Origin of the sequence: Lunatimonas lonarensis (genome assembly GCF_000390185.1) — a bacterium.
GTDB lineage: Bacteria > Bacteroidota > Bacteroidia > Cytophagales > Cyclobacteriaceae > Lunatimonas > Lunatimonas lonarensis.
Window position 1 is genome coordinate 188,489 of the sequence record NZ_AQHR01000041.1, and the last position, 26,945, is coordinate 215,433.

General features: G+C 45.6%; 17 protein-coding genes. 10 read left to right on the forward strand and 7 right to left on the reverse strand.

What is annotated here, in order from left to right:
* Positions 1 to 91 precede the first annotated feature (91 nt).
* Positions 92 to 490 (forward strand): hypothetical protein, encoded by a 399-nt coding sequence (locus ADIS_RS06425; RefSeq protein WP_155907188.1) that lies wholly within the window; start codon positions 92 to 94, stop codon positions 488 to 490.
* Between the two features lie 64 nt (positions 491 to 554).
* Entirely contained in the window at positions 555 to 1,694 is a 1,140-nt protein-coding gene (locus ADIS_RS06430; RefSeq protein ID WP_010853573.1) for a glycosyltransferase family protein, read from the forward strand.
* A gap of 94 nt (positions 1,695 to 1,788) precedes the next feature.
* Here the strand turns inward: ADIS_RS06430 and ADIS_RS06435 are convergent, their stop codons facing one another.
* A complete protein-coding gene (locus tag ADIS_RS06435) occupies positions 1,789 to 4,485 on the reverse strand; it encodes a DUF7133 domain-containing protein (protein ID WP_010853574.1) in 2,697 nt (898 codons plus the stop codon).
* 176 nt (positions 4,486 to 4,661) lie between these two features.
* Positions 4,662 to 5,588, reverse strand: a complete 927-nt coding sequence (locus ADIS_RS06440; RefSeq protein ID WP_010853575.1) for a DUF418 domain-containing protein — start codon at positions 5,586 to 5,588, stop codon at positions 4,662 to 4,664.
* Between the two features lie 556 nt (positions 5,589 to 6,144).
* Here ADIS_RS06440 and ADIS_RS06445 point away from each other — a divergent pair.
* A complete protein-coding gene (locus ADIS_RS06445; protein ID WP_238325394.1) occupies positions 6,145 to 7,200 on the forward strand; it encodes an amidohydrolase family protein in 1,056 nt (351 codons plus the stop codon).
* A gap of 182 nt (positions 7,201 to 7,382) precedes the next feature.
* On the opposite strand, the gene ADIS_RS06450 is transcribed toward ADIS_RS06445, so the two are convergent.
* Positions 7,383 to 7,835 (reverse strand): nucleoside deaminase, encoded by a 453-nt coding sequence (locus ADIS_RS06450; RefSeq protein ID WP_010853579.1) that lies wholly within the window; start codon positions 7,833 to 7,835, stop codon positions 7,383 to 7,385.
* A gap of 484 nt (positions 7,836 to 8,319) precedes the next feature.
* Here ADIS_RS06450 and ADIS_RS06455 point away from each other — a divergent pair, with 484 nt between their 5' ends.
* The 5 genes from ADIS_RS06455 (at position 8,320) to ADIS_RS06485 (ending at position 15,027) form a co-directional block, all read left to right on the forward strand.
* On the forward strand, positions 8,320 to 9,498 hold the full coding sequence (locus ADIS_RS06455; RefSeq protein ID WP_010853580.1) for an HlyD family secretion protein: 1,179 nt from the start codon (positions 8,320 to 8,322) through the stop codon (positions 9,496 to 9,498).
* 11 nt (positions 9,499 to 9,509) lie between these two features.
* Positions 9,510 to 11,663 (forward strand): peptidase domain-containing ABC transporter, encoded by a 2,154-nt coding sequence (locus ADIS_RS06460; protein WP_035804906.1) that lies wholly within the window; start codon positions 9,510 to 9,512, stop codon positions 11,661 to 11,663.
* Between the two features lie 62 nt (positions 11,664 to 11,725).
* Positions 11,726 to 12,031, forward strand: coding sequence for a helix-turn-helix domain-containing protein (locus tag ADIS_RS22235; RefSeq protein WP_010853582.1), 306 nt, complete (start codon positions 11,726 to 11,728; stop codon positions 12,029 to 12,031).
* A gap of 24 nt (positions 12,032 to 12,055) precedes the next feature.
* Positions 12,056 to 12,358 carry a bacteriocin class II family protein gene (locus ADIS_RS06470; protein ID WP_035804908.1) on the forward strand — a complete coding sequence of 101 codons (303 nt, stop codon included), beginning with the start codon at positions 12,056 to 12,058 and terminating at the stop codon, positions 12,356 to 12,358.
* 1,355 nt (positions 12,359 to 13,713) lie between these two features.
* A complete protein-coding gene (locus ADIS_RS06485; protein WP_010853584.1) occupies positions 13,714 to 15,027 on the forward strand; it encodes a fibronectin type III domain-containing protein in 1,314 nt (437 codons plus the stop codon).
* 104 nt (positions 15,028 to 15,131) lie between these two features.
* On the opposite strand, the gene ADIS_RS06490 is transcribed toward ADIS_RS06485, so the two are convergent.
* On the reverse strand, positions 15,132 to 18,368 hold the full coding sequence (locus ADIS_RS06490; protein ID WP_010853585.1) for a PVC-type heme-binding CxxCH protein: 3,237 nt from the start codon (positions 18,366 to 18,368) through the stop codon (positions 15,132 to 15,134).
* A 351-nt stretch (positions 18,369 to 18,719) separates the two neighbouring features.
* Here ADIS_RS06490 and ADIS_RS06495 point away from each other — a divergent pair, with 351 nt between their 5' ends.
* Positions 18,720 to 20,189 carry an SLC13 family permease gene (locus ADIS_RS06495; RefSeq protein ID WP_010853587.1) on the forward strand — a complete coding sequence of 490 codons (1,470 nt, stop codon included), beginning with the start codon at positions 18,720 to 18,722 and terminating at the stop codon, positions 20,187 to 20,189.
* 31 nt (positions 20,190 to 20,220) lie between these two features.
* A complete protein-coding gene (locus tag ADIS_RS06500; RefSeq protein ID WP_010853588.1) occupies positions 20,221 to 21,768 on the forward strand; it encodes a glycoside hydrolase in 1,548 nt (515 codons plus the stop codon).
* Positions 21,769 to 21,846: 78 nt separating this feature from the next.
* Here ADIS_RS06500 and ADIS_RS06505 read toward each other — a convergent pair whose 3' ends face one another.
* From ADIS_RS06505 to ADIS_RS06515, 3 genes are all read right to left on the reverse strand, one after another.
* Complete coding sequence (locus ADIS_RS06505; protein ID WP_010853589.1) at positions 21,847 to 23,058, reverse strand: tetratricopeptide repeat protein; 1,212 nt, start codon at positions 23,056 to 23,058, stop codon at positions 21,847 to 21,849.
* A gap of 61 nt (positions 23,059 to 23,119) precedes the next feature.
* Complete coding sequence (gene gyrA, locus ADIS_RS06510; protein ID WP_010853590.1) at positions 23,120 to 25,660, reverse strand: DNA gyrase subunit A; 2,541 nt, start codon at positions 25,658 to 25,660, stop codon at positions 23,120 to 23,122.
* 163 nt (positions 25,661 to 25,823) lie between these two features.
* Complete coding sequence (locus ADIS_RS06515) at positions 25,824 to 26,828, reverse strand: hypothetical protein (RefSeq protein WP_238325395.1); 1,005 nt, start codon at positions 26,826 to 26,828, stop codon at positions 25,824 to 25,826.
* Positions 26,829 to 26,945 lie beyond the last annotated feature (117 nt).

Consider the following 26,945-nt stretch of genomic DNA (forward strand, 5'->3'; position numbering starts at 1 on the left):
AGCGATCTTTCGAACGAAAATTTTTAAGTTTTTTTGATGACAAACAAGCCGGTAGGCGATGTGAAGGTAGATAACCTATCCGATAAATAGAATGAAAACATCGACTATTGTCCGAATAATGATCTTTACAGCTTACGGCATGCTGGCAATTCTTACTACCTCCTGCGTCAAAGACAATGATCCGGAAGAAGGCGTGGAGCGGTTTACAGGGCTTTGGTCCGGCACCTATTCCGGAAATGTAGACAGCGGTACTTGGGAGGTCACCATCCGCGAGGACGGTACCATTACGGGCAGCGCAACTTCCACACCCATGTCCAAAACCTACGGGGTAAGTGGAACGGTTTCTGACGATGGGGACTTCCACGCCACCGCTGGTTCTGCCACTACCGGAACCACTTTTACAGGTACATTAACTGCCACTAGTGGCAACGGAACCTGGGAAAATGCGACCAATGGCTTAAGTGGCACTTGGTCTGGCTCGAAGCAATAGCATCAAGTGGGTAACTTTTAGTAGCCAACCTACGTTAAAATAAACTTACCCATTTATCAATTGGATGACCACACCAAGGAGAAAAAAAATTCTGGTGGCTTGCAATCACCTGGCGACGGTGGGAGGTTCAGAGCTATATACCTTTTACCTGATCAAGGCGTTAAAAAAGCTTAGGAAATACGAAGTATCGTATTTTACCCATTCCAAGGGTATTATTTCTGAACGTATCGAAAAAGAACTGGGTGTACCGTTTAAATCAGGCAGCCAATTTGACCTGATTATTGCGAGCCACAATACTACTGTTAATTTTCTTTTCGGGCAGGGGCGGATTTTGCAGGTTTGCCATGGCCCGATCCCGGATATGGAGCAGCCTTCGCCCTTGGCGGATTATCATATAGCAGTTTCGGAGGAGGTGAAAGCCCATTTGGCTTCTTTGGGCTTTCCATCTACTGTGGTACTCAACGGAATTGATATGGATACGTTTACCCAGGAAGTACCCATCTCTGAAAAACCGCAGCGGGTGCTCTCACTTTGTCAAAGCAAGGAAGCAAACGAATGGCTGTCGGAAATTTGTGAGGAAGAAAACCTGAAGTTCACCGCCATCAATAAACACCGAAATCCCAGCTTTAGGGTAAACAAGGAGATAAACAACGCCGATTTGGTAATTGGGATAGGGCGATCCGTATACGATGCCATGGCTTGCGGGCGTCCTTGTATTCTTTTTGACAAGCGCTCGTACAATGGCAACCTGGGGGATGGCTACTTGAAGCCCGATAATTTTTCCGACTTTGTACGATACAACTGTTCCGGTCGTTTTGCTAGGCGGCGTTTTTCAAAATCGGAAATGAAAAATGAACTCGGTAAATACCGAAAGCAAGACGGGGTGGCGCTGCGACAGATAGCCTTTCAACGCTTAAACCTACAGACTAATACGAACGCATTGTTACAGATTGGATTCGGTATAAAAAAAGCATCCCACATGCGTCACCGACTCCAAGTGCTACTTAATTGGGCTAAATACGAAAAAATCTTTAATGTCCAAAAGCGTGCTATACGGGCACAGATGAACGCAAAGGTTGATGCAGGCGTCTCTATTTCCGACGTACGGATGATGGTAACGGCGGAGCGTTTCGTGATACCACTAAGAGCTTCCTTGTATGCGTTTTGGTTCAAACTCTGGGTCAAAAACATCATACAATCTTAGCCAGGTAACTGTTATCGGGTGAAACACAAAACAAAAATGACCTTAGTTTACTTGATTTAAACTAAGGTCAATCCGGCAATCGTCTATTGATCGGTTACCGCGCAAAGATCGTCAGTTTTTTCATGGCCCAGGGATGTTCTCCATCCTGCTTGGAGCGGATTCTTACTGACTTTACCGGCGTTTCCTGATTCCACGCCAGAAAATTCAATCCTTTGGATCCGGTTGTTTGTGCCACTTCCTGCCAAGACTGCCCATCTGGTGATACCGCAACGCTGAAGGACATCGGAAACTGATCTCCTTCTGTATCAAACTGAATTTCAGTGACGGTGGCTGCGGAAGGTAAGTCTACTTGGTACCACATACCTTCCCGCTGGGGTCCGTCAGTTTTCCATCCTTTGTAGGTGAATGCATAGGAGGGATCCCTTGTGGACCCTACGCCTTGCAACGCCGTACTACTTGCGGTCACCCGCCAGTTATCTTGTGGGAACATGGCTTTTGGGACTTCCTGCACCAACTCATCGTAACTATAGTTCTCCTTTCGGTTAGCAGTGCTCTTTCTGACTTCGGCCACGTAATCAGGGTATACGAAACTTCCCTTGTTGCCAAAATCGTTTCTGATATAGGAAATTACCGAGGCAATCCACTTGTCGTCATTTTCCGCCATAGGAATCATCACGCCCTCGTACTCCTTTCCTTCGATCGCTCCCGTTAACCCGTGCAACAAGGTTTTGACCGCGTATTCGGGATGTCCCATAATACGGGGAGAACCCGAGAAACCAGGAGCAATCAGCTCCCCTGTAGCTCCCGTTGGGGTTCCCAGTCCCTTTACGCCGTGACAGGTAGCGCAATAGCTATCAAAAATAGCTTTTCCATGATCGAATAAGGATCGTTCGTCCGCAGTATATTGGGTGGCAGCCAGCTTTTTGGCTTCTTCCATGCGCTCCGATAACTGGGTAGCAACTAGCTTTGGTCCTTTCGCTTTAGCAGATAGCTGGGTAGTGTTCAAAAGTTCTTCCAAGCCATTGATTTTCAGTACATAGGAGCTTTGAATGGCTTGAATGGCCACTTCTGGGTCCGAATCACGGGCCAATTCCTTGAAAGACTGCTCTAAACTCTTTTCGCCATATTTATACAGCGTTTCTGCGGCCCGAAGCGCCTGCACCCGCATCTTGGGGCTTCTGTCTTTCAACAGGGCATTTAAAAGTTGTACGTTTAGTACCCCAAGACCCTCCATCGTCCAGAGTGCATGGATACGTGCCAACTCGTTGTCAGAAGATTTTACCAGTTTTTCCAACTCTTTGGAGACTGATTTATCCTGGTTTAGGATGATGGTCTGCTGCGCCATGTCACGCCACCAGCCGTTGGGGTGGGAGAGGTGTCTGACCAGTTGGGCCGAGGTTTCCTCGTACATTCGGGGTTTTTCCTTGCTTCGGGGCATTCCGTCGTAGGTAACGCGCCAGATACGACCGTTTTCTATGATGTCATCCATTTGGTACTGAAGCAGTTTAGTACGTAGGTAGCTGCCTTCCTGCGTCCAGTTTCCTTCTTGAATGATCCCTCTATACATGTCTACAATGTACATGGTCCCATCCGGCGCGGTTGCAATATCTACCGGTCGAAACAAGGGATCGGTTGATTGGATAAACTCACTTTCCGAATCAATGTATTCATTCTGAACATAGGTAAGTCCTTCTTTCTTGTCGGATCGTACCTGACGAATAATGCGCCCAACCGGCTCGCCATAAAAATATTGATTAACCAATTCTTTTGGTAGGCGATCTCCGCGGAAAACATCGTTCCCTGCAGCACCGGTTACGTTGTTTAGTGACCCATCGGGCTTGGTTTCACGCATCCCTGGTTCGAAGTCGGCAAGCTTAACCAAACTGTACGGCACACGGAAACCTTCCTGAAATTGTCCTTCTACTCGATAATTACCATAAACCAGCGGAAACTGAAAGTTTTGGGGCACACCGCCTGCTCCGTCCTGAAACCAAACCTGCCCATAATTGTCCTGTGTGACGCCCCATTGTCCATACGGATTTCCGGTTGGTTCCTGTATCACACCCTGGGGAGTCCAACGGATACGCTTGGCATTGTACGTACTGTACATCCAGTTGTCCATCGCCCAGGTCAGGAAACTGGTTTGGTGCTCTACATTGCCAGATCTTCCCAAGCCGGTGGCAAAAAGCTCCTTTTTGTCAGCTTTTCCATCGTTGTTCGTATCGGTGTATTTATATACATGGTCTTCGTTGGATTCCATGGTCAGGATGGTATTTGGGCCAAAAGGAACCACAAACCTTGGAAATACCAGGCTGTCCAAAAAGACAACTCCCGTCTCGTAATAGCCGTCGTTATCCTTATCCTCCCACCTGGAAATACGGGAGATCGGCAACAGCTCTCCGGTGGCATCTATGTCCTGCATATAGCTTCGTAGCTCCAACACGTACATGCGGCCGTTTCCATCAAATTGTATGGCCGCAGGCTCCTTTATTTGCGGTTCGGTAAGGATTGGGTCGATCCGATAGCCCGGCTTAAGAATGAAGGTTTCTTTTTGCCGGGAAGCCGAAAGCGGCATCACCGGTGGCACGGGCGAGAGGTCAATTCCCTGCCATCTGGGTGACTCCAAATCTACACCTTCTGGAATCTGGATTTGGGGAAAAGGAGCCTCCGCACGCTTTGGGTCAAGCCGAGCCAATGGGGACTCCTCGATGGGACGGGTAGGTTTGTTACAGGAAATGATTAAGAAAAATGTTAAGAAAACGCTGTAAACGACAATTTTTGAATAATTCATTACTATAAAGCGAGAAAGACAGGTGTATTCATTGCGAAAGGCTTTCTAGACAGAAACCCCATGACGCTAAATTATGGGAATTTTTGAAAATTGTTTAGACCACTTGGGTAAAAATGAGCGGTGCAAACGAAAACAGCGGTTTTCAAGGTGTAAAACCGTTCAGGGATCTCTTCCTATTACCTTTTCCGAATTGGAAAAAAGCGTAGGTACGTAGCCGACCGCCACAACCACTCCAAAGGTCCATAGTGAAAACGTGACATCCAAAGCAAGGCCAAGGCTATTTGGAGTAAGAAAAACGAAGCAGTGACCAGCATAGCACCTCCCAATCCAATCCCCAGTACATAGGATGGATCCCTAGAAAAAAACCAGACTAAGAAAAAGGATTGGGTTACATACACGGTAAGACCCATCCTCCCAACAGGAATCAACCAAGCTGTCAACTTTTCAACGATCTTGAGCTCGTACAGTTTTACCAGCAATGCAACATATAAAAAAGACTGGGTAATGCGCTGCACCGCAAAGATGGCATCCACCTCCCGATCTGTAACGATCGCAGCGTTTTTCACGATCAGATAAAAAATTCCGAATACCGACGTAGCAACAAAACTGCCAATCAATACCCGTTTGAAAAATTGGCTATTATTTTTGGTTGAAGAAAAGAGAGATTTCCGTCCCGCATAGTATCCCAATAAAAACATGGAAAAAACGGAAAATAGCCGCCCCGAAACCAGCAGATAATCTAACTTGGCAAGCCCAACTATTTTTAAAAGTATTAGCTCCCTGCCATAAGACGAAAAGGACAGAAGTTGTTGGAGCGACTCCTCGCTGATTAGCCTAAGAGCCAAACTCATTAAAAAGAAGCACCCCGAAAACCAAAGTAATCCGTTACAGCTAAGGTTTCTGACAAATAACAAAACAATACCTAACAAGGCGTAGAGCTGGAGAATATCCCTGGGAAAAAACAGGCTATGTGCATAACCTATCAGCAGAAGAATACACAGTCTCCATAAATACCTGCCAGCGAAGGTCTGACCTTTTTGGCTGGCACTCCTCAGTTGAATCGCAAAGCTCAATCCAAAAAGAAACGAAAAAATACTAAACAAAACCTACGAGGAGGAATAGGTAATCGCTCCCCGAAGCAAATTATCTTGAAAACTCCAGATCGGATTACTTGAAAATGCCTCCCTGATCGCATAAAAATCATTAAAGGCGTGTACCAAAAGTATCCCAAACAGCGTAAAGCCACGCATTACGTCTAGAACGTGTAATCTCTTCGGTTTAACTATTACAGGATTTAAAGGCCTAGGGATTTCTTCTAGCGTTTCTTTTACCATTTTTTCCGGAAATCGTCAATAAAAAACAAAATTCAAATTTTTAAATTATGAGCCCCTAGCAAACAAAAAAAAGCCAAAAAACCCTTCGTTACCATAATGCCTCGGTAGCTTTGGGTCAAAATTATAAACTAATTAATATTTTACTAAAATTTACCACTATTTTAGTAGCATAAAAGATTTTACCCTATTCGTTTTTATACTCCTATCGTTCAGAAAAAGAGACGGATAGAATTTTTTTTCGTGTTTGGATTACTTTTGCTATCTTACCGGCCTTTAATCCATTTATTTACCCGCTGTGGTTTCTAAAAATATAGTTCTAACGGTTTTGCTGTTTTCATGGTTGTTTGGTTCCTGCGATCAGAGATCAGCCAATTACAAACTTGATGAATACTCTCAGGTTAAGAAGTTCGATGTCCATGTGCACCTTGAGACCGAGCGTAACCTATTTGTGGATTTGGCCAAAGTGCAAAATTTCCGATTGGTGAATATTTCGTTGGAATATACGCAGGGTTGGGACGATGTATATGGTAAATTTTCCTATGGGTTGAAGCAACATCAGGCAGCACCGGCATGGGTTGAGATGGTCACTGCTTTTGCGGTGTCGGATTGGGATGACCCTGCATGGGAGTCGAAAACCTTGGCTTGGCTGGATTCCTGCTTTGATGCAGGAGCGGTAGGGGTGAAGGTGTGGAAAAATATCGGCATGGTATCCCGAGACACGGCGGGAAACCTTATTCAGATCGACGACCCGAAGTTTGATCCAATCTTTAGCCATATTCAGAATCGGGACAAGGTGCTGATGGGGCACTTGGCCGAACCCAAAAACTGCTGGTTGCCACTGGAAGAAATGACAACCAACAACGACCGCAGGTATTACGGGCGGCATCCCGAATACCACATGTACCTGCAACCAGATATGCCCTCCCATGAGGAGTTAATAGGACGAAGGGACCGGGTATTGGAGAAAAACCCAGACCTGAAGTTTGTAGGTGCCCACCTGGGCAGTTTGGAATATGACGTGGATGAGTTGGCCAAGCGGCTGGATCGCTTCCCCAATATGACGGTGGACTTGGCCGCTAGGATGGGGCAGGTGTTTTACCAAACAGCGAAGAATAGGGAAAAGGTGCGTACCTTTTTTATCCAATACCAGGATCGCATCCTGTACGGAACAGACTTGGCAGACGACGGCGAACGAACCCGTGAACAACTCAATCAGGCCATGGAAGAAAACTGGAAAAGGGATTGGGAGTTTTTTGTGACCGCCAATACGATGGAGAGTTCGCTGATTGATACGCCTTTTCAAGGGCTGGATTTGCCCAGAGAGGTGGTAGATAAAGTTTTCTACCAAAATGCGGTTAGGTGGTTTGGATTAATAGATTAACTATGAATAGAAAAAGCCCCCTTCTTCCGTGGATAGAAGAGGGCTTTTGTAGTTTACGAGACCTTGTTTGCCTCAGATGATCCCCATAAATGACCAGCAATAAACAGGATCATACCTATTTAGGTTTTTGTACCCAATAGAAGATTCGGTCTGCAAAGTTTGAGCAATTCGCTTGCGAGAAATCAATAATTTGTACGGTTTTCCTTTTCTTTCCAATCCTGAAAGGGTTTATCAGATGCTTCAATTCGGAGAGGAATAAACGGGATTTTACGTTCAGTGGGAGCCCGATCCAGTTCCTTATAGATAAAAGCATCGTCGAAGCCGGCTTCAGCCGCCTCTTCTTTGGTACAGGCGTAGAATACGCGATCGGGGCGTGCCCAGTAAATGGCTCCAAGGCACATGGGACAGGGCTCACAGGAGGTATACAGGTCGCATCCCGTTAGCTGAAAAGACCCCAAGGATTTGCAGGCATCCCGTATGGCCATCACTTCGGCATGTGCGGTGGGGTCGTTGGTGCTGAGTACGGAGTTGTAACCTTTTCCGACAATCCTGCCATCTTTGACAATCACACAGCCGAACGGCCCGCCTTGTCCATGCTGCATGCCGTATTGGGCGAGGGCGATTGCTGCGCTCATCCAATTTTCTGTGGGGTTGTTATTTGGTATCTGCATGAGATGAGGCTTTCACGTTTTTTGTTTAGGTGAATTTGGGAAACGGATTCTAATCAGTTATCGAAATTAGTGATTTTTGAATGATTCCGGGTATGCGATATACGTACAGTATTCGATTTGTTGTATAATTTATATTATGTTAAATATAAGTCAAGACTCTTACATTTACCCCAGGTTTGCTGTACCTTATTTGACACAACCAACCTGTTTCTCTCCCATTCTATTCTTTTAGCGAACTGTTGACCTAGCCATTTAAAATAAATTCTTGATAAGCTATTATTGGCCCTTTCAGAATGACCACCAATTTTAGGATTCTTTGTTCTACCTACCCAGAAACAATAGGCATATTTTTGGCACTACTGAAATTTTTTTTCAGTGAGCCAACTTAAATTTACAGAATAATACTTTGATGCGATGTCCTAGTTTGGTTTTATAAAGCTGTTAACCTATGAGCTATCAAAAGATTTTTCCCGCTACAGTCGTCAACCATTCTATCGAGGTATACGAATCTAGGATAAGTGTAAAATCTAATATTATTTACTTAATCCTTTTAGCCTCATTTATATCGATGGTGGTTGCGTTGCCATTTATTTATGTGGATGTTGCAATACTGTCTAGAGGTACTCTCCAATCTGCGCTTCAACGAAACACCCTGACCAGTTCTGTTGGCGGACGATTAGAGAAATGGGATGTTTTTGAAAACCAAAAGGTCCGTAAAGGTGATATCCTGGCGGTTGTAAGAAGTGAACAGGTTCAGCTCGAAATTAAAGGTGTTGAGGAAAGGTTAAATCTGATCCACAATTTTATGTCCGATCTGCGGCGGCTTTCACAGTTAAATATGGAGGAGTCTAATTCTCTCTTACTTGACCTAAAATCCAACTATTATCAAGCCTCCTATCTCGAATATCAAGCCAAAGTCTCCAACCATACGGCTACGCTACAAAAACTAACGCGGGATTATGAGCGAGCGAAGATCTTGTTCGAGAGTGAGTCTGTAGCTTTTGCTGAATTTGACAATGTAGAGGTGCAGTACAAACAGGCATTGACGCAACTCGAAATGCTTGAAAAACACCAGGTAAATTTATGGGGGCAGGACTTAGTCAATTACCAAAACGAGAGTATCCGCTTGAAAAGCCAACTTGATATCCTGTCTGAACAGATGGATCAATTTAAAATCATAGCGGGGACCAATGGAACGCTTATCAATGTTCAAAACTTAAATGAAGGTGATTTTATTCATCCCCAGCAAAAACTCGCTGAGATCTCTCCTGACACAACGATAATTGCTATCACTTATATTTCACCCATCGACATTGCTTTTATCGATACGGAACAAGAAGTCAGTTTTCAAATAGATGCATACAACTATAACCAATGGGGTGTTGCAAGGGGAAAGGTAATTGATATCGCAGACGACCTTACCGTTTTGAGCGAACGTGAAGCTGGGTATTTGGTCACTTGTTTACTTGATGCACCTTACCTAACGCTTCCCAGTGGCCAATTAGGATATGTAAAAAAAGGTATGACTTTCAACGCTCGGTTTGTCATCGCAAGAAGGTCTCTGTTTCAGCTACTTTATGACAAAGTCGATAATTGGATAAATCCGCAAGTTCAATTGCCATCTTAACTCTTATCATTATGGGAATCAAGATTAAGCAAAGAGATATAACCGATTGCGGAGCAGCGTGTCTCGCCTCGGTTGCTGCGCATTTTAAATTGGAGATGCCGGTTGCTAGAATAAGGCAAATGGCTTCTACAGACCAAAAGGGAACAAACATCCTTGGCTTGATCGAAGCGGCAACTAAAATGGGCTTTTCAGCTAAGGGTGTGAGAGGCGACTTTGATGCACTTATTCAAGTTCCTATGCCGGTGATTGTACACGTGATTGTCAAAAAGGTTCTGCATCATTACGTTGTATTGTATAGGGTGTCGGAGAGGACGGTCGAATACATGGATCCTGGAGATGGCCAACTGCACAAAGTGAGCTCTGATTCCTTCAAGGAAATGTGGACGGGTGTTTTGGTTTTAATGATGCCCAATGATGAATTCAGAGCTATCAACCAAAAAGTGAGCACTTGGAGTAGGTTTTGGTTTTTGGTAAGTCCCCATCGACGGATAATGTTTCAGTCACTCATAGGAGCTATTATTTTTACTGTTTTAGGTTTATCCACTTCTATTTACGTGCAAAAGATCATCGACCATGTTTTTATCGGAAGAAATGTGAATTTGCTAAATCTCCTTTCGGTCACAATGATTGTCTTACTGATCATCCAGATTGTAATTGGGGTCTTTCAAACGCTATTTGTCATCAAAGTAGGTCAGCGAATCGATGCTCGATTGATTTTAGGTTACTATAAACACCTGCTTAGCCTTCCCCAGAGATTTTTTGATACCATGCGCGTGGGGGAAATTATTTCTCGAATCAACGATGCCGTCAAAATCAGGGCATTCATCAACGATGTCTCTATTGGATTTTTGGTCAACCTGTTCATTGTTGTTTTCTCTTTTGCGTTGATGTTTACATTCTATTGGAAATTGGCCTTGGTCATGCTACTGGTCATACCCTTTTATGCTGTCCTTTATTTGATCACAAACGGATTGAATAAGAAGATAGAGCGCAGATTAATGGAAGAATCTGCCGAGCTGGAGTCCCAGCTGGTTGAATCTATCACTGCAGCGGGAACTATAAAGCGTTTTGGTGCGGAAGATCATGCCAATATAAAGACAGAAATTCGATTTGTTTCCCTACTTAAAACGGTATATCAATCTGGACTGAATAACATCTTTTCTGGGACTTCTTCAGAAACCATTTCCAGAGTGTTCACGATTATTTTACTATGGGTGGGTGCAGGGTATGTATTGAAAAACGAAATCACGCCCGGGGAGTTAATGTCTTTTTATGCACTTACGGGCTATTTGACTGGACCGGTCTCCGGCCTAATAGGAATGAACAAAACTATCCAAAACGCATTAATTGCTGCAGATAGACTGTTTGAAATCATGGACCTGGACGTTGAAACTGGGGAAGATACCTTCCCAATCAAAAAGGAAGAAGTTGGAGACATTCGTTTCAAAGGTGTGAATTTTCGATATGGCTCGAGAGCCAACGTCTTTGAAGATTTGGAATTGGTTTTCCCGAAAGGAAAGGTATCTGGAGTGATAGGTGAAAGTGGCTCAGGGAAAAGCACTCTCGTTTCGCTTCTGCAAAATCTCTATCCCCTGCAATCAGGTAATATTTACATCGGTGAATACGATATCAAGTTTATCGCTAAAGCCAGTTTAAGACAAATCGTCTCTGTCGTGCCACAGCGTATTGACCTATTTGCCGGCAATGTACTGGAAAATATTGCCTTAGGGGATTATCAACCTGACATGCAAAAGATTGTTCACATCTGTAATAAACTAGGCATGATGGACTTTATCGAAGATCTTCCTAATGGCTTTGGTACCTATCTAGGAGAAAACGGGGCTTCACTTTCGGGGGGACAAAAGCAACGGATCGCCATTGCTAGGGCCCTGTATCGGGATCCAGAAGTTCTGATTCTTGACGAAGCAACCTCCTCATTGGATCCGGTTTCCGAACAATTTGTCCAGCAAACCATCCGATTGTTAGCAAAAGAGGGAAAGACGGTTATTTTTATAACCCACCGATTAGCCACAGTGCAGGATTTTGACAGGCTTTTTGTCCTAGATAAAGGCAAACTCATAGAAGAAGGTACGCATTCCGAGTTACTCGAAAGGGAAGGAAAGTACCTTGATATGGTTCGAAAACAGCTTATTCTTCGTTCATAACGATTTATTCATAGAGAAGCTATCTTATCTATTATAGAGTTGTAAACGAATAACCAACAACTATGGAATTTATAAAACAAATCGAGCGATTTCAGCTACTAAGCAAGCTAATCAAAGAAGAGCGTACCGGAAGTCCGGATGAATTGGCGAGTAGACTCGGGGTAAGTCGTGCCAAGTTGTATTTAATGCTGGACGAGCTCAAAGATGAAGGCGCAAAAATCCGGTATTCCAAGCGGATCAATTCGTTTGTTTTTGAGAATTGTGATGGCATTTCTATTGGCTTTTCAATACGTGTATTGGGGCTCGAAGAATCTAGAAAAATAGTTGCCGGAACGGTGGGAAATTGTTGCGAGCGTCTAATTTTTTAGACGGAAATACCCTTACTTTAAACCATGATCGATCGGCAATTTTCAATGCTAGCTAATAAGATTGAGTTGATCGAGAATGGGAAAATCCAATGCCCGGCAAAGGTTGGAAAAATAGACAAAATTAGTTATATTATGGACAAATTTAAAGAGTTAAGCTTTGACGAAATGCAGCAGATTAATGGCGGTATTCGTTGGATCGGCACTGTGTGGCGGTGGATAAGAAAAGGTGTCGAAACTATTTCTATTGGACAAGCAATAGATGAATTTGGTCAAGGATTTAGAGATGGATATAACTCAGTTGAACCATGGAAACTACAAGAGAATTAAATGGACTTACCTTTCTTTCAGAACAAGAACTCCTTTCTATACAAGGTGGAGATAGCTGGTTTTATAACGCGGGAGTTAAAGCGGGAGCAATCCTCGCAAGAACTAGAAATTTTTTTCAGGAAATAATACATAGTCCCGTTAGCCCTACTCCTGATGGATATTGGAGTAGTCGATCTCTAAGAAGTTATGGATTCTAAATAATCTCCAACAAACATCGATAACAAAAATTGATATCGATGTTTGTTTTTTGGAATATTTAGTACAAATATTGTTTTTTAAAAGTAGTTAATTATGATTTATTCAAATTATAAAACCGAATATTTAATTAATATTTTTAGGTATAAGGAAAGATCAATTATTTTAGTATTTATGGTTTTAATAAGTTTTTTTATAACTTTATCAACTTCAGTAATTATTAGCTATTTTGCCGGAGATGGTGTATTTTATATTGATTATTTAGATGATCTGTCAGCAACTGCTGTGTTCGCCATTACGGTAGTATTTGCACCATTAATTGAGACCTTCCTTTATCAATTTCTGATTATTGAAGTACTACTATTCATCCGAAAATGGATTCATATCCCATTATTTATCCCAATAACTGTGTCAGCAATTGCGTTCGGTATGTCACACGACTACAATGTATATTACATTTGTTCAGCCTCTTTGATTGGCATCCTATACGCCATATTTTACCTAATTGCTAAATATAATGTGAGTATGAATGCGTTTATTTCTGTCACTATTGTACATGCTTCTACAAATTTTATGGGGTTCATGCTTGACCAAATACGATGAATACAAACCTAATATACAAGGTCTCATTAAACGTCCTTCTAATTGTTTTCGCTATTAAATACAATTCGAATTTAACAACCCTACTGGGAGATAAACTTATCCTTATCGTGACTCCTCTGGTCGTGTCGATTTTTTACCAATTTATTCAAAAGGGCACAACCACCCGTTTGTCGCTACCGTTGTTTTTAGGTTTTCTGTTGTTCTTTACTACCTTTTATCTGATCTTGAATCTTAACTGGCCAACTTTCAACCTCCCCTATTTCTTAATTTCCGTCCTTTTGTCGATTCCTTACCTGATCTTGAATGATATATGCTACGCGAAATAAGTGGATATATGCCTCCGGCGATATATTGGGTTACGTTCTGGAGGGAAGGGTCGCTTTGGATTCATGGTTTTGGAAAGGATGTAGAGTCGTAAATTTTGCGAAGTACATGCGTCTTAAGTCTTATGTCCAACATCTCACATCTCACATCCCACATCCCACTTGTAATTATCCCCCCAAATAGGCCATTCAGACGATTATTGGGTATACTTGTACGACCAATTCTTTTTCCCTATGATAGCTTCCTTCCAAATGGTTTATAGACGCCTTTTGCTTACCCACTTATTGCTGCTGCTTCTTTTCGTTACTTCTATGGCTCAGCACGAGCCTAAGGGGATTTTCCTGACCTGGCAGCAGGATCCAAGTACGACCATCACGATCGACTGGCATACCGGTCCTTCCGAACCAAGCGAATCCCTGCTTCAGGTCAGACCGCTCGGAGGTGAGTGGGAGGACGCCAGTGGTAGGCAATTTCCATTTCCCCATAGCGACCGTACCATCCATCGGGTCGAATTGGATCAATTGACCCCCTACTCCACCTATGAGTTTAGGTTAAAAGGCTACAGCCGTATTTATTCCTTCCGTACCCTTCCTTTGCACAATTTCCAGCCAGTACGGTTTGCAGCGGGTGGCGATACCTCCCACGGGGATATGTTCCGGCAAATGAACGAGGCGGTGATGCAGTATGACCTGGATTTCATCGTCTGGGGAGGTGATCTGGCCTATGCCAACGGCTTGGCGGAAAACGTGGATCTCTGGCACCGTTGGTTTGACCGCGTTAAAACAGACCTGATCTCCCCGGAAGGTCGGGTGATTCCCATCGTCGTGGGCATTGGCAACCACGATGTGATTGACCATCATTACCCCGGATCCGAGTCTCAGATTGACAACAAAGAATCCGGTATGCCCGGTTTTATCGCCAAGGTAAGGCAGGGCCGCATGGAGGAAGCTACCAATGAGTCGCGCCTGACCAAAGGCCCCTTTTTTTACCGGTTGTTTGCGTTTCCCGGACAGCCGGGCTATGGCGTGCTGGATTTTGGCGATTACCTTTCCTTGATTATCCTGGACAGTTCGCACAGCAACCTGATCAGCGGTACACAGACCGCATGGCTCAAGCAGGTACTGGCACACAGGACACATGTCCCCCATCTCCTACCCGTGTACCATAAACCGGCCTATCCTTCGTCGAGGGTACAGCCTGGTGGAAAAAGAAACCAGTTTTGGTCAGAGGAGGTACTTCGCAATTGGGTTCCGCTATTTGAAAGTCATGGGGTGCGGGTAGCCCTCGAAAACGATGACCATACTTACAAGCGTACCTTTCCCATCCGCGGTGACCAGGTAGATCCACAGGGTATTGTGTACATCGGGGACGGTTCTTGGGGGGTGTCTAAGCGAAACCCCAAGACGCCAGAAGAAGTTTGGTACCTGCAGAAGTCAGCCCAGGAAAATTCGGCAATCATCGTAACCTTACACGGCCCCCACCAGCATTTTTTGATGATCAATGAAAAAGGGGATATCATCGATGAGTATCCGGAAACCGGAAAATAGCTTTGGGAACTGCCAGTCGATACCCTAGTAAAACAGCAAAGAGCTGCGTCAAGATTGAAGCAGCTCTTTGTTGTTTGTATGCAATTTCAGCAGTTAGGTGTTGTTTACCTACTAGCCGTCTGCGTATTCCGGTTTTCCAACGGATGCTGTTGCAATAGCTCCGTGGGCGAATAGAAGCCGGATTTACCTTTGGTTGCTTCTCTTACCGCTTTCACTTTAGCCGGAGCTATAGGAGATGCGTTGTTTCCAAAGGAGTTTCTCACATAGGTAGCCACCGATGCAATGTCTTCGTCGTTGAGCATGCCACCATAGGGCGTCATGGGAACCTGGCCCGGATACTCCTTGCCCAGTACTTCTATTGGACCCATAAGCCCGTTGAGTATGATTTTGATCAGTCTCTCTTCACTGCCTGTTACCCAGCGGGTTCCGGCCAATGGCGGGAATCCAGCCGCAGCGAGGCCTTTGCCATCTTCCTGATGGCAGGTAATACAGAAGCCTTCTTTGCCATAGATGACTCTTCCTTTTTCGTAAAGGGCCATATCAGCACTGGACAGGTTATTGACAGCCTTCGGTGCTTCTTTTGCAGGTTCAGGTGTTTTGCTTTTGAATTCGATGCTGCCGGAGGCACTGATAATCACCTCGCTGATGGATACATCGTTCAGGTGTGCCAGCGACGTCTCGAATGCATTGATCATCCAGTCATCCTTGGGATGTTCGTTTGCTACGGCAAGTATCTCCAATCCACTTTCCTTGTCCAGCCAGGAAGCAGCTACGATTGCCTCCAGCCGTACCCTTCCATGTTCATCGGCTGCCGCTTGCTTTAAAAGCGTGACCTGGTCAGGAACCTGATGCCCCGTATACCGCAGAACCCTCGCTGCGGCAGCCCTTGCCCTGAAGTCCTTGGCATTAAGCATTTGCTTTAGTAGATTCTGATCCACTTTGTTCAATCCCCAAGAAACCCAAAGTGCTTCGAGCACATAGTGTTCGTACTTTGGATCATTTTTGTCCAAGCCTTCCACCCAGGTCTTCATCTTTGTGAGCACTTCGTTCGCATTTCTGCCCCTTAATTCCGTTCTTGTCCTATACCTTGCCCTAAATTCCGGCAATTTCAGGTTTTCCAGCAATTCGTCGATGGAGGCCCCGTGGATTTTGGGAGGGGTTACCAAGGGACGGGATGGGTAGGTGATCCGGTATACTCTGCCATGCACATGGTCTCTAAGTGGGTCCCTCGCGTTGTGCTGCATGTGTCCTACCAGGATGTTGTGCCAATCGATAAAATATAGCGATCCATCCGGTGCAAACTCCATATCTACCGGGCGGAAGTTGCGGTCGTCGCTTTTGACCAAATCCAGCCGATGTCGGCTATGGTAGCCGGTTCCATCATCTTCGATGGCATGTTGCTTCATCCCGAGGTATCCGATCGTATTATTGATTAGGAGGTCGCCCTGATGCTCATCGGGGAAGTGCCTACTGGATACAAACTCCAACCCGGAAGTGGGCCGTACGCGGTGGGCGTCTTCTATCAGGTTGGGTCCCTTATGCGTGGCAACACCATACCGTGGCTTTACCGAACCCGGCATCATCCATCGGACATCCGGCCCTGAGGTCTCCGCAAAGAAATTCTGACCCCAGTCATCAAACGCAATTCCCCACGGATTTGGAATGGCCAATTGGGCTGTACGCTCCAGATGTCTTCTTGCGGGATTATAGCGATAGAATCCACCGTTGGTTGCCCTTACCGGACCATAGGCGGTTTCAACGTTGGTATGGAGGAACACGCCCTCCCCCATGTAGATCGCCCCGGAAGGATCTGCTACAAAGGCGCTGATATTGTGGTGGGTATCGTGATCGTCAAAACCACTTAGCAGAATCTCCTTCGTATCTGCGCGGTCATCGCCGTCCAGGTCCCGCAGCAGAACCAGATTTGTCCCCTGGGAAACATAGACCCCCTCGGGTGCAATTTCCAGACCTATGGGAAGGTGCAACCCATCGGCAAATATTGTTTGCTTATCGGCCTTTCCGTCTCCATTGGTATCCTCCAATATCAAAATTTTGTCGTTCGGTTTCGGGTCTCCAGGCTTGTAGTGCGGATAGCTGGGCATCACGGCTACCCAAAGCCTCCCCTTGGTATCAAAGGTCATTTGAACCGGGTTAGCTAGGTCTGGAAACTCCACTTCAGAAGCGAAAAGCTCCAATTTATAGCCCTCCGGTACCTGAATTTTGTCCAGCGCATCCTGGCCGTACAGGTATTCAAGGCTACCGTTTCGCTCCGGATTGTAGTTGGTTTCGATTTCGGGAAGCTCTCTTGTGTTGGCGTCGGCAGCTATCAAATCAAATTTCTCCCCTCTGTTTGCCGCCCAGATTGCCTGATCACGGTTGGCGGTCATTTGACGTATTTTTTCCAATTCATAGGGGTAATTGTCCGGACCGAACGGATTGTACCTTCTGCCAAACACGTGAACGCCGTTGGGTATCTTGTAGTCATTGTGCCACATCCAGTTTTTCTCCATTACTGCTTCATGAATGGCAGTGCGGTGCTTTTCGGCGCGGGCCTTCGTCTTTCCGAAGAGCTTGTCGGCCAGAAAGACCGAAAACTTACGATACCCTTCTTCGTTGAGCTGGAACCCATCAGCCGTAAGGGGCTCCCTGCTTGAGTCGTACCATTTTTTGGAAGGTTCAAAGGCGTCGACAAAAAACACTTGGTTTCTCTCTGCCACCTCTCTCATGGCATCGGTATACAGCTTTAGGTTTTCGTTCTCCTTCTTTCCATTGGGCAAGTCATACCGATCCGATAGATCTTCGAAGGCAATCGGGGAAACCAACGCCAATTGGGGGGGCAGCTGTCCGTTATAGCTTTGTCCTTTTGTATGGTCTATAAATGCCTGAAGTTCATCCTTCCAGGTTTCCAGGGCATCCAGTCCGCCGAAACTCTCGTTATACCCAAAAAAGGCGACGATCACATCTGCCTTATGGTTTGTAAGCCATTGGTCAGGGTAGTCCAAGTGTCCTTCGCTTCCGGAGGATTTGGCCAGTTCTGTTTGAAACTTTTCGGCACCAGGAAATGCCCAAGGGGTATTCCTTCCCGAATGGGGACGGAAGCCGGGCGTATCCCCTGGTACACACATATTGCGGATGTAAAGCAGTGAATCTGGATACCTAACATGCATTTCGGTTTCAAACAGACCATATTCCATCATACGGGAACCCAGGTTATTGCCGATCAACATGATATGTTGATCTTTGCGAAGGTCTAGTGTTTCCTCTTCCGTGCCGCAGCTGAACAGCAAGCCCAGTACGAACAGAAGCGACAGCCCCTTCACCAAATTGATTTTTGTCTTCATGTGTTTATAATTGTGTTTTCAATGGTCGTATACATTGTACGATGGCGCAGGATGTACGGAAAATCCCGTTTGTTGATTGTATTCCCCTTGCATTACCTGTGCCAGGTCCAAATTCAGTGGTCTGGTATATAAACAAGCCGAAATGGTACCCATACTGCCACCAATAAAGGGCTATATTTTCGAAATACCATCCTGTACTTACCTGTTTCCAGAATATCAATACAGCCCAACTTTCAATAGTAGAATAATTTCGCCTTTTTTCCAACACCTATTATATTGCCGGATTGGGTATTCGACCATTGTTACCTTTGAATTTTCACGAAAAGTGCCTATCCTTATTTTTTAATTCCTATGAAAATTTCCCAACTGGGACTCGTTTTGGGTCCGCTATTATTCCTGGCGATTACTTACCTTGTACAACCTGCCGGTTTGTCCTCAGAGGGTGTCTCCCTGTTGGCCATAACGGCTTGGATTGCAGTTTGGTGGATTTCGGAGGCAATACCCATTGCGGCCACTGCCATGTTGCCCCTTGTGTTGTTTCCTTTGACAGGAATTCTGGGAATCAAGGAGACCTCTATTGCCTATTCGGATCCCATGGTATTGCTGTACATGGGGGGCTTTATGATCGCGGTGACCATCGAAAGATGGAACCTGCACAAGCGGATCGCCCTGAATATCATAGCATTTATGGGAACGGATATGAGGCGGATCATTTTTGGATTTATGCTGGCTACCGCCTTCCTGTCCATGTGGATATCAAACACCGCCACTTCTCTCATGATGCTCCCCATCGCAGTCGCTGTAATTTCCCAGATGGCCACCCAGCTGCCGGATAAGTACTATGCAGAAAACACGGTGGGCCGATCCCTGATGCTGGGTATAGCCTATTCTGCCAGTATAGGAGGAATGGCCACCATCATAGGCACCCCCACCAATATCATTCTGGTAGGGGTAATTAAAAAAACCTATGGCATAGAGATTGGCTTTAGCGATTGGATGATGATTGGTCTTCCCCTCTCCTTGCTGCTGCTGGGAGTATGCTGGTATTTCTTAGTTTACGTTGCATTTGATCTCCGGCCAGCGGCAAAAGTAACGGGAGGAAAGGAGGAAATTGTTCAGCAGCTAAAGACACTTGGCAAAATTACGGTAGAAGAGAGGCGGGTGCTCTATATCTTTCTGGGTGTATCGGGATCGTGGATCTCCCGCTCTTTTTTGTTCAAGGAGCTTGTTCCTGTATTGGACGACACGATCATAGCCCTGTTGGGAGTCTTATTGCTGTTTGTTATTCCTGCCAAGAAGGGTTCAGGACCTCGTCTGCTGGATTGGAAAACGGCTGAAAGCATTCCTTGGGGCATCTTGATCCTATTTGGTGGTGGTTTGGCGTTGGCAATCGGATTCCAGCAAACGGGCCTAGCGCAATGGATAGGCAATCAGTTTGTGCTGCTGCAAAACGTCAGTTTCTGGCTGTTTCTTTTGTTGATAATTCTGTCGGTAAACTTTCTTACTGAAATCACCTCAAATGTGGCCACTGCATCCATGCTGCTACCTATCTTGGCGGCGGTAGCCTTGGCCATGAACGTTCATCCCTTCGGATTGATGGTTGCAGCTACAATGGCGGCAAGCTGTGCCTTTATGCTCCCCGTAGCTACGCCGCCCAATGCGGTTGTGTTTGGGTCGGGGTTTCTGACCATCCCGGCCATGATGCGTGCCGGATTCTGGATGAATCTTATCTCCGTTTTGTTGATATTCATCGTAATCCTTACCCTTCTTCCCAGGTTGTGGGGCATTGATTTGCATGCATTTCCAGACTCGATGCGCTAAGCATTTATGCAATTTACCCTATATTTCTGTTATGAGGATAGCCTATTACTTGTTTTCGTTGGCCTTTATCGCTTGTTCCTTTCAGGTGGGCAAAGATCCGTATGACCCCATGTCGGAATCAGTTGTCATTCAGGTCAACCTATCGGAAACCCATCAGACCATCGCTCATTTTGGTGCCTCGGATGCTTGGTCCTGTCAATTTGTAGGGAACTGGCCCGATGGGAAAAGGGATCGGATTGCCGATTTATTGTTCAGCAGGTCATTCGAAGCAGACGGCTCCCCTACAGGCATTGGGCTCTCGTTGTGGCGGTTTAACTTGGGTGCGGGTAGTGCATCCCAAGGTGTGGCAAGTGGTATACGGGATCCCTGGCGAAGGGCCCCATCGGTAATGGATGAACGCGGAGACTTCGACCCGGACCGTCAACAAGGCCAATTATGGTTTGCCCGTGCAGCAAAAGATAGAGGTGTCGAAAACCTACTGGTGTTTTTAAACAGCCCTCCTGTTTGGCTAACCAGAAATGGAAAGGCATATACCGATTCGGGAAACGAATCGAATCTGCCCCCATCTAAGCATGCCGAGTTTGGGACGTATATGGCAAAAGCCATCGCTGGTATGGAGGGCATGGGATTATCGGTTCAATACATTAGCCCGGTAAATGAGCCTCAGTGGGATTGGGAAGATGGAGGGCAGGAAGGAACCCCTTTTTGGAATGAAGAAATCGCCTCCATAACACACGCCCTAAACAGCGCCCTGGAAACGGAAAACCTTACTGCCCAGATTGATCTGGCAGAAGCAGGGCAAATCCAATACCTGTACGAAACCTATAATCGACCGGGAAGATCCGATCAGATCAACGCCTTTTTCCAACCGGAAAGTGAGTTCTACCTTGGCAACCTTCCCCGGGTAAGCAAGTCAATCTCTGGGCATAGCTATTTCACCACCTCACCAGCCGAGGACTCCCGAGCCAAAAGGTTGCAGTTGCGATCCGCAATTTCAGCTGCTTCGGGTCTTTCCTTCTGGATGTCGGAATATTGTATTCTCGGTGACAACGCTGGAGAAATCAGGGGCAACAAGCGCGACCTAGGGATGGATGCCGCCTTGTATATGGCAAGGGTCATCCACCAGGATTTAACCCTTGCAAACGCTTCGGCATGGCACTGGTGGCTGGCTGTTTCCCCATACGACTACAAGGATGGTCTGATATACGTAGACAAAAATGAACACGACGGTGAAATCTACGAGAGCAAAATGCTCTGGGTACTGGGGAACTATAGTAGGTTTATCAAGCCTGGCTTCCAACGTTTTGATGTGGAAACACAGCATAAACATGGCGATCAAACCTTGATGGTGTCAGGGTTTAGGAGCACTGAGGCCAAGGAAATGGTCTTCGTAATCGTCAATCCTGCGGAAACTACTATCCCGGTCGATTTTTCATCTATTGACCTAGAAAATTTCCAGCTTACCTGCTACCTCACGGACAAACAATCTAATCTTAAACCCTTTGCCGCGGATAAAAATAATAGTGAACTAGCGGTTCCCAATCGTTCGGTCATGACGATCGTGGCCCTGGAAAAATAAGGATGTAAAACCAATTTAACGAAAAACCCCTCCGAAAGTAATTCCAGAGGGGTTTTATAGATGAATCAAGCCGATCTATTACCTTTCCATCCAATCAGCACCAATTAGTTCGCTGAGCTTTTTGTTGTATTCTTCCACTTTTGCCTCGTTTTTCAACCTAGAGTGGATTTGGTAAAGAATCTCCATGATATCGGTATTGTCTGGCCGCAAGTTAGACGCCCGGGTAAAATAGGGAAGTGCATCCGCATACAGATCATCAGCCTCCTTCACCATTATGGGAGATTGTTTGTCCCACTCTTCATCCGAAAGGTCATTGATCGCAGAGATGATATTTCGCGCTTTCTCCAAATACAAAGCACCCGCATAGTAATTACCTTCGAAGAAGTCTGGGTCTACCGCAACCGTCTTCTTGTACTCTGTCAAGGCTCCATCAATGTCTCCTGACTTCTCTTTCAAGTATCCATATCTCAACAGGATGGCCGTATTTTCCGGGTCATTTACGAGTGCCGACTCAATGGAGGCCATGGCTTCATCCATCTTGTCCAACTGAAGCAACAACTGGATTTCAAATTCTGCCAGACCCTTGTCGTCTTCGTAGATTTTCCTCGCCTCAGAGACTAGCCTATATGCCTCCTGCGGATCGTTATCCTCGGCAGAAGCGATTTGGATCAAGAAGTAGTACGCATTTAGCTTATTATACTCCTTGATGTCAAGCAGCGATGTGAAGAATTTTTTCGACCTCTGAGACTCTCCTACCATGTTGCCTACGTATCCTGCGTTGAAAACGATCGATGTATCTTTTGGATCCAGTTCCGCTGCGAGCGCAAAAAACTCAAACGCCATCTCCATGTCCTCGTCTTCATACCGTTCTATTGCCTTATTGAAGGAAGCACTTTTTAGACGGTACACGCCTTGTCCCTGAAAATTCTCAGGCATATCCGGCAACACTTCCTTAAAGAGATCCTTCCCAACTTTGGTGGTAGAATCCCTTCCCTCCTTGTCAAAAACGGTAGTAAAGCTTTCTTTGGCAGAAATACCGTAATCCAACGTCTGCATCGTGTTTGAAGAGTCAGCTTCGAACATCAGGGTCTCGATCTTGCCTTTCAAGAGGTATGTCGTGGACAGATCCCCCGTTTCCGGATCATCAAGCGCTGCCTGAATCTCCTCATAGGCTTGCTCCAAATTTCCCCGCTTCATATTGCGTTCAGCGGATTTGACTACTTTCTTTTGGCCAAATGCTAGCGTAGTGGCTATTCCAACCAAAGCTAATGATAAAATTAACTTTTTCATGTTTGCAGTTTTTAATCTAATTCGATTGGTTCTTAAGGTTAACTAACTATTAAGTAAATTTCTAATTTAAAGCTTCTTCGGAGTCCGGGTTATCATTATCTGGCAGATTGTCTGGTCTTTGATCCGCTAGGTTGTTTTCGTCCAATCCCTCCTCCATAATGTTTTCTATTTTCTCGATAGAGGAAATTTCGTCGTTCTCATTCAATCGAATAAGCTTCACGCCTTGGGTAGCCCGTCCCATTACCCTTACTCCTGATACCGGTGTACGTATGGCAATGCCCGACTTGTTAATGATCATAAGGTCATCGGAGTCAACGACTTCCTTGATGGCTACCAGTCCACCGGTTTTTTCGGTCACATTCATTGCTTTCACCCCTTTGCCGCCTCGGTTTGTAACCCGGTACTCCGACAGGTAAGAACGCTTGCCGTATCCTTTTTCGGAAACCACCAATAATGTGGCATCCTCTCTGGATACACAAACCATGCCAATAACGTGGTAATTCCCCTCCTCTAAGTTGATAGCTTTCACGCCTGTTGCCGTCCTTCCCATAGGTCTAACCGTCGATTCATGGAAGTGGACAGCACGGCCGGAACTTGCCGCTATTACAATATGGGAGTCTCCATTCGTGAGTTCTACGTTTACCAACTGATCCTCGTCCCGAATATTCAACGCAATGATTCCGTTGGTTCGAGGCCTGGAATACTGTTCCAGGGTGGTCTTTTTGATGATACCATTTTTGGTTATCATCACAATATAGTTATTGTTGATATAATCTGCATCATTTAGGTCGGAAACCTGAATAATTGAACGGATTTTATCACCAGATTCGATATTCATCAGGTTCTGAATAGGCCTTCCCTTGGATGTTTTGCCACCTTCAGGGATGGCATAGGTCTTTAACCAAAAGAGCTTGCCCTGATCGGTGAATATAAGAAGGTAATTGTGGGTCATCGCGGTGAACAGGTATTCCGTGAAGTCATCCTCCTTGGTAGTAACCCCTTTTGATCCTACCCCACCCCTGCTTTGAGTTTTGTATTCGGTTAGGACAGTCCGTTTGATATAGCCTTGGTGACTTACCGTGATCACAACCTCCTCGTTGGGAATCATGTCCTCGTAGTTGAAATCCTCGGCATTGTGTTCTATCGCAGTCCGGCGTTCGTCCCCGTAACGTTCCTTCATTTCCGCCAGCTCGGACTTGATGATTTCCATTCTACGATCCTGGTTTGCCAGAATATCCTTAAGCTCTTCGATGAGTTTGATCAAGTCGTCGTATTCCTTCTGGATTTTTTCGCGCTCCATGCCGGTAAGCCGCTGAAGTCTCATATCCAAAATCGCCCGGGCTTGGATCTCCGACAGTGCAAACCGTTCCATCAGCCCATTTCTTGCGGTCTCGGGATCCCTCGAATTCCGAATCAGCGTAATCACCTCGTCCAAATGATCCAGCGCGATCAGGTAGCCTTCCAGAATATGGGCACGTTTCTCTGCCTCTTTGAGTTCATACTCCGTACGCCGCACCACCACTTCGTGCCGATGGCTTACGTAATGAACGATCAAATCCTTCAGATTGAGCGTATAAGGCCTACCCTTTACCAGTGCCACATTGTTGACACTAAAAGAAGTCTGCAATTGCGTATGCTTGTAAAGGTTGTTCAATACCACGTTGGGTACGGCGTCCTTTTTGAGCTCGTAAACAATGCGCATTCCCTGCCGATCCGATTCATCCCGAATGGCCGAAATCCCGTCCAGCTTCTTTTCATTGATCAACTGGGCAGTTTTTTCCACCATCCCGGCTTTGTTCACCATATAGGGAATTTCGGAAATGACAATCATTTCCTTTCCATTGTCCTTTAGTTCCACAGAGGCTTTTCCGCGCACAATGATACGTCCCCTTCCGGTTTCAAAGGCAGCCTTTACCCCATTGTATCCATATATGATACCACCGGTAGGAAAGTCGGGGGCAGTAATGTGCTGCATTAGCTCGGAAACGGTAATATCCCGATTGTCGATGTAGGCAACAATACCATCTATTACTTCCGAAAGGTTGTGGGGAGCCATGTTGGTAGCCATGCCTACCGCAATGCCGGAGGCGCCATTCAACAAAAGGGCGGGAATTTTTGCCGGCAACACTACCGGTTCTTTTAGGCTGTCGTCAAAGTTCAGCTGGAAATCAACCGTTTCTTTGTTTATATCGATCAGTAACTCCTCGGCAATCCTACGTAGGCGGGCTTCGGTATACCTCATGGCGGCGGCATTGTCACCATCGATAGATCCAAAGTTTCCTTGAGGATCAACCAACGGATACCTAAGCGACCAAGGTTGCGCCATCCGAACTAGCGTTTCATATACGGCGGAGTCTCCATGGGGGTGATATTTACCCAATACCTCACCTACAATCCTCGCCGACTTCTTATAGGGTTTGTTATGGGTGACCCCCAATTCCTGCATGCCAAAAAGAATCCTCCTGTGAACAGGTTTTAGGCCATCCCTGACGTCCGGCAGCGCACGGGAAACAATCACCGACATCGAATAATCGATGTAAGCACCGCGCATTTCCTCTTCAATATTGATTGGAATAATGTTCTCGTTTTCTCCTTGAGCCATAATCAAAATTAATCTCAATAATAAATGGCAATATACACATAAATGATGGTTTTTGAAAAAATATAATTTTACTTAAAGGCAAAAACCATGGTATTTAATTTATATTCATGGAGTTAAATTAGTTAGTTTTTAAGAAAGGTCTACTTAAATTACCCTAGAATTATTACCACTGTCCCACTTTTCGGTTTTGCATATGCCAAATCGAACTTCCGCGGTACTCCACGCCATTATGCATATGTTTCATTACAACCCCACATCCGGAAACTTTGCACCGCTTGGTGGCAGGTAGCCGAACAGCCACACCTGCTTGAACGGTGAATACCTGTTGACGCAATGCCTGCATCTCCAAACTTTCCAATCCGGGGTTATACCCAAACTCCCGTACCATAATACCCGGACGAACAAACATTTTCGTGTACTCCGAAAACTCCCTTTCAATGCGAAGTCCTGCAGCATAATAAGGCAGAGACGATTCCAATCGATGGTCGAAGGATTGCCGCAAAAAAAGCCTGCCAAATTCGCCATCCAGTAAAAAACGCCAGGGATAATCCTGTTGCATACGAAGACGACGCTCGGATTGCATATAGTGGTTTGCGCCTGAATACTTCCGGTAGCGGTAGTTTAGAAATGAACGTCTTTTGCCCGCGTCGTACAAAACCAACCCCACTGTGCCATACAACCTATCAAACATGAAACGATCGCTATCGAAGTTGAAACGGTAATCCTGCACCCTGAGTGCATTCATGGATCCCCATTCCCGACCGTATCCGCCCCCCACTTCGAGGAGGTCAAACAGGTTTAGACGGACGCCGACATGAAAAGGAAATGTGAAATTTCCGCCCCGAAACATCAGGGTATCTTCCGACCCAATATCCGTGACGGATTCTGTAATGACAGAGGTAATCGGATACTCCTTGGGCTCCAGGCTGCCAAAATTCAGGGTATTGGCGTGAAAACCCGAGCCGGTTCCTAATTCAAAAGCTATACTGCCAATCATGTTGCGGAAGACATTTCCCAGCTCGCTTTCGCTCTTTCGGGTTCTACTTTTTAGCTTGCGCTCGATCCCGAAAATATCGTCGTCCTGCCCAAAGCCAGGAAAAACCAGCAAACCTGCCAGCAGTACCACCATCCAAGTAATTCGACCGATACGGCCTAGCGTTGCTTGCATCTTCAGCATTTTTAATAATCTCACTGACCCCATCTCCTGTTACAATATTCACCTTTATTTCAACAACGAATGTAAAATCGAGTAGGAAGATAGGGATTAGTTCCCTATCTGTCCTCT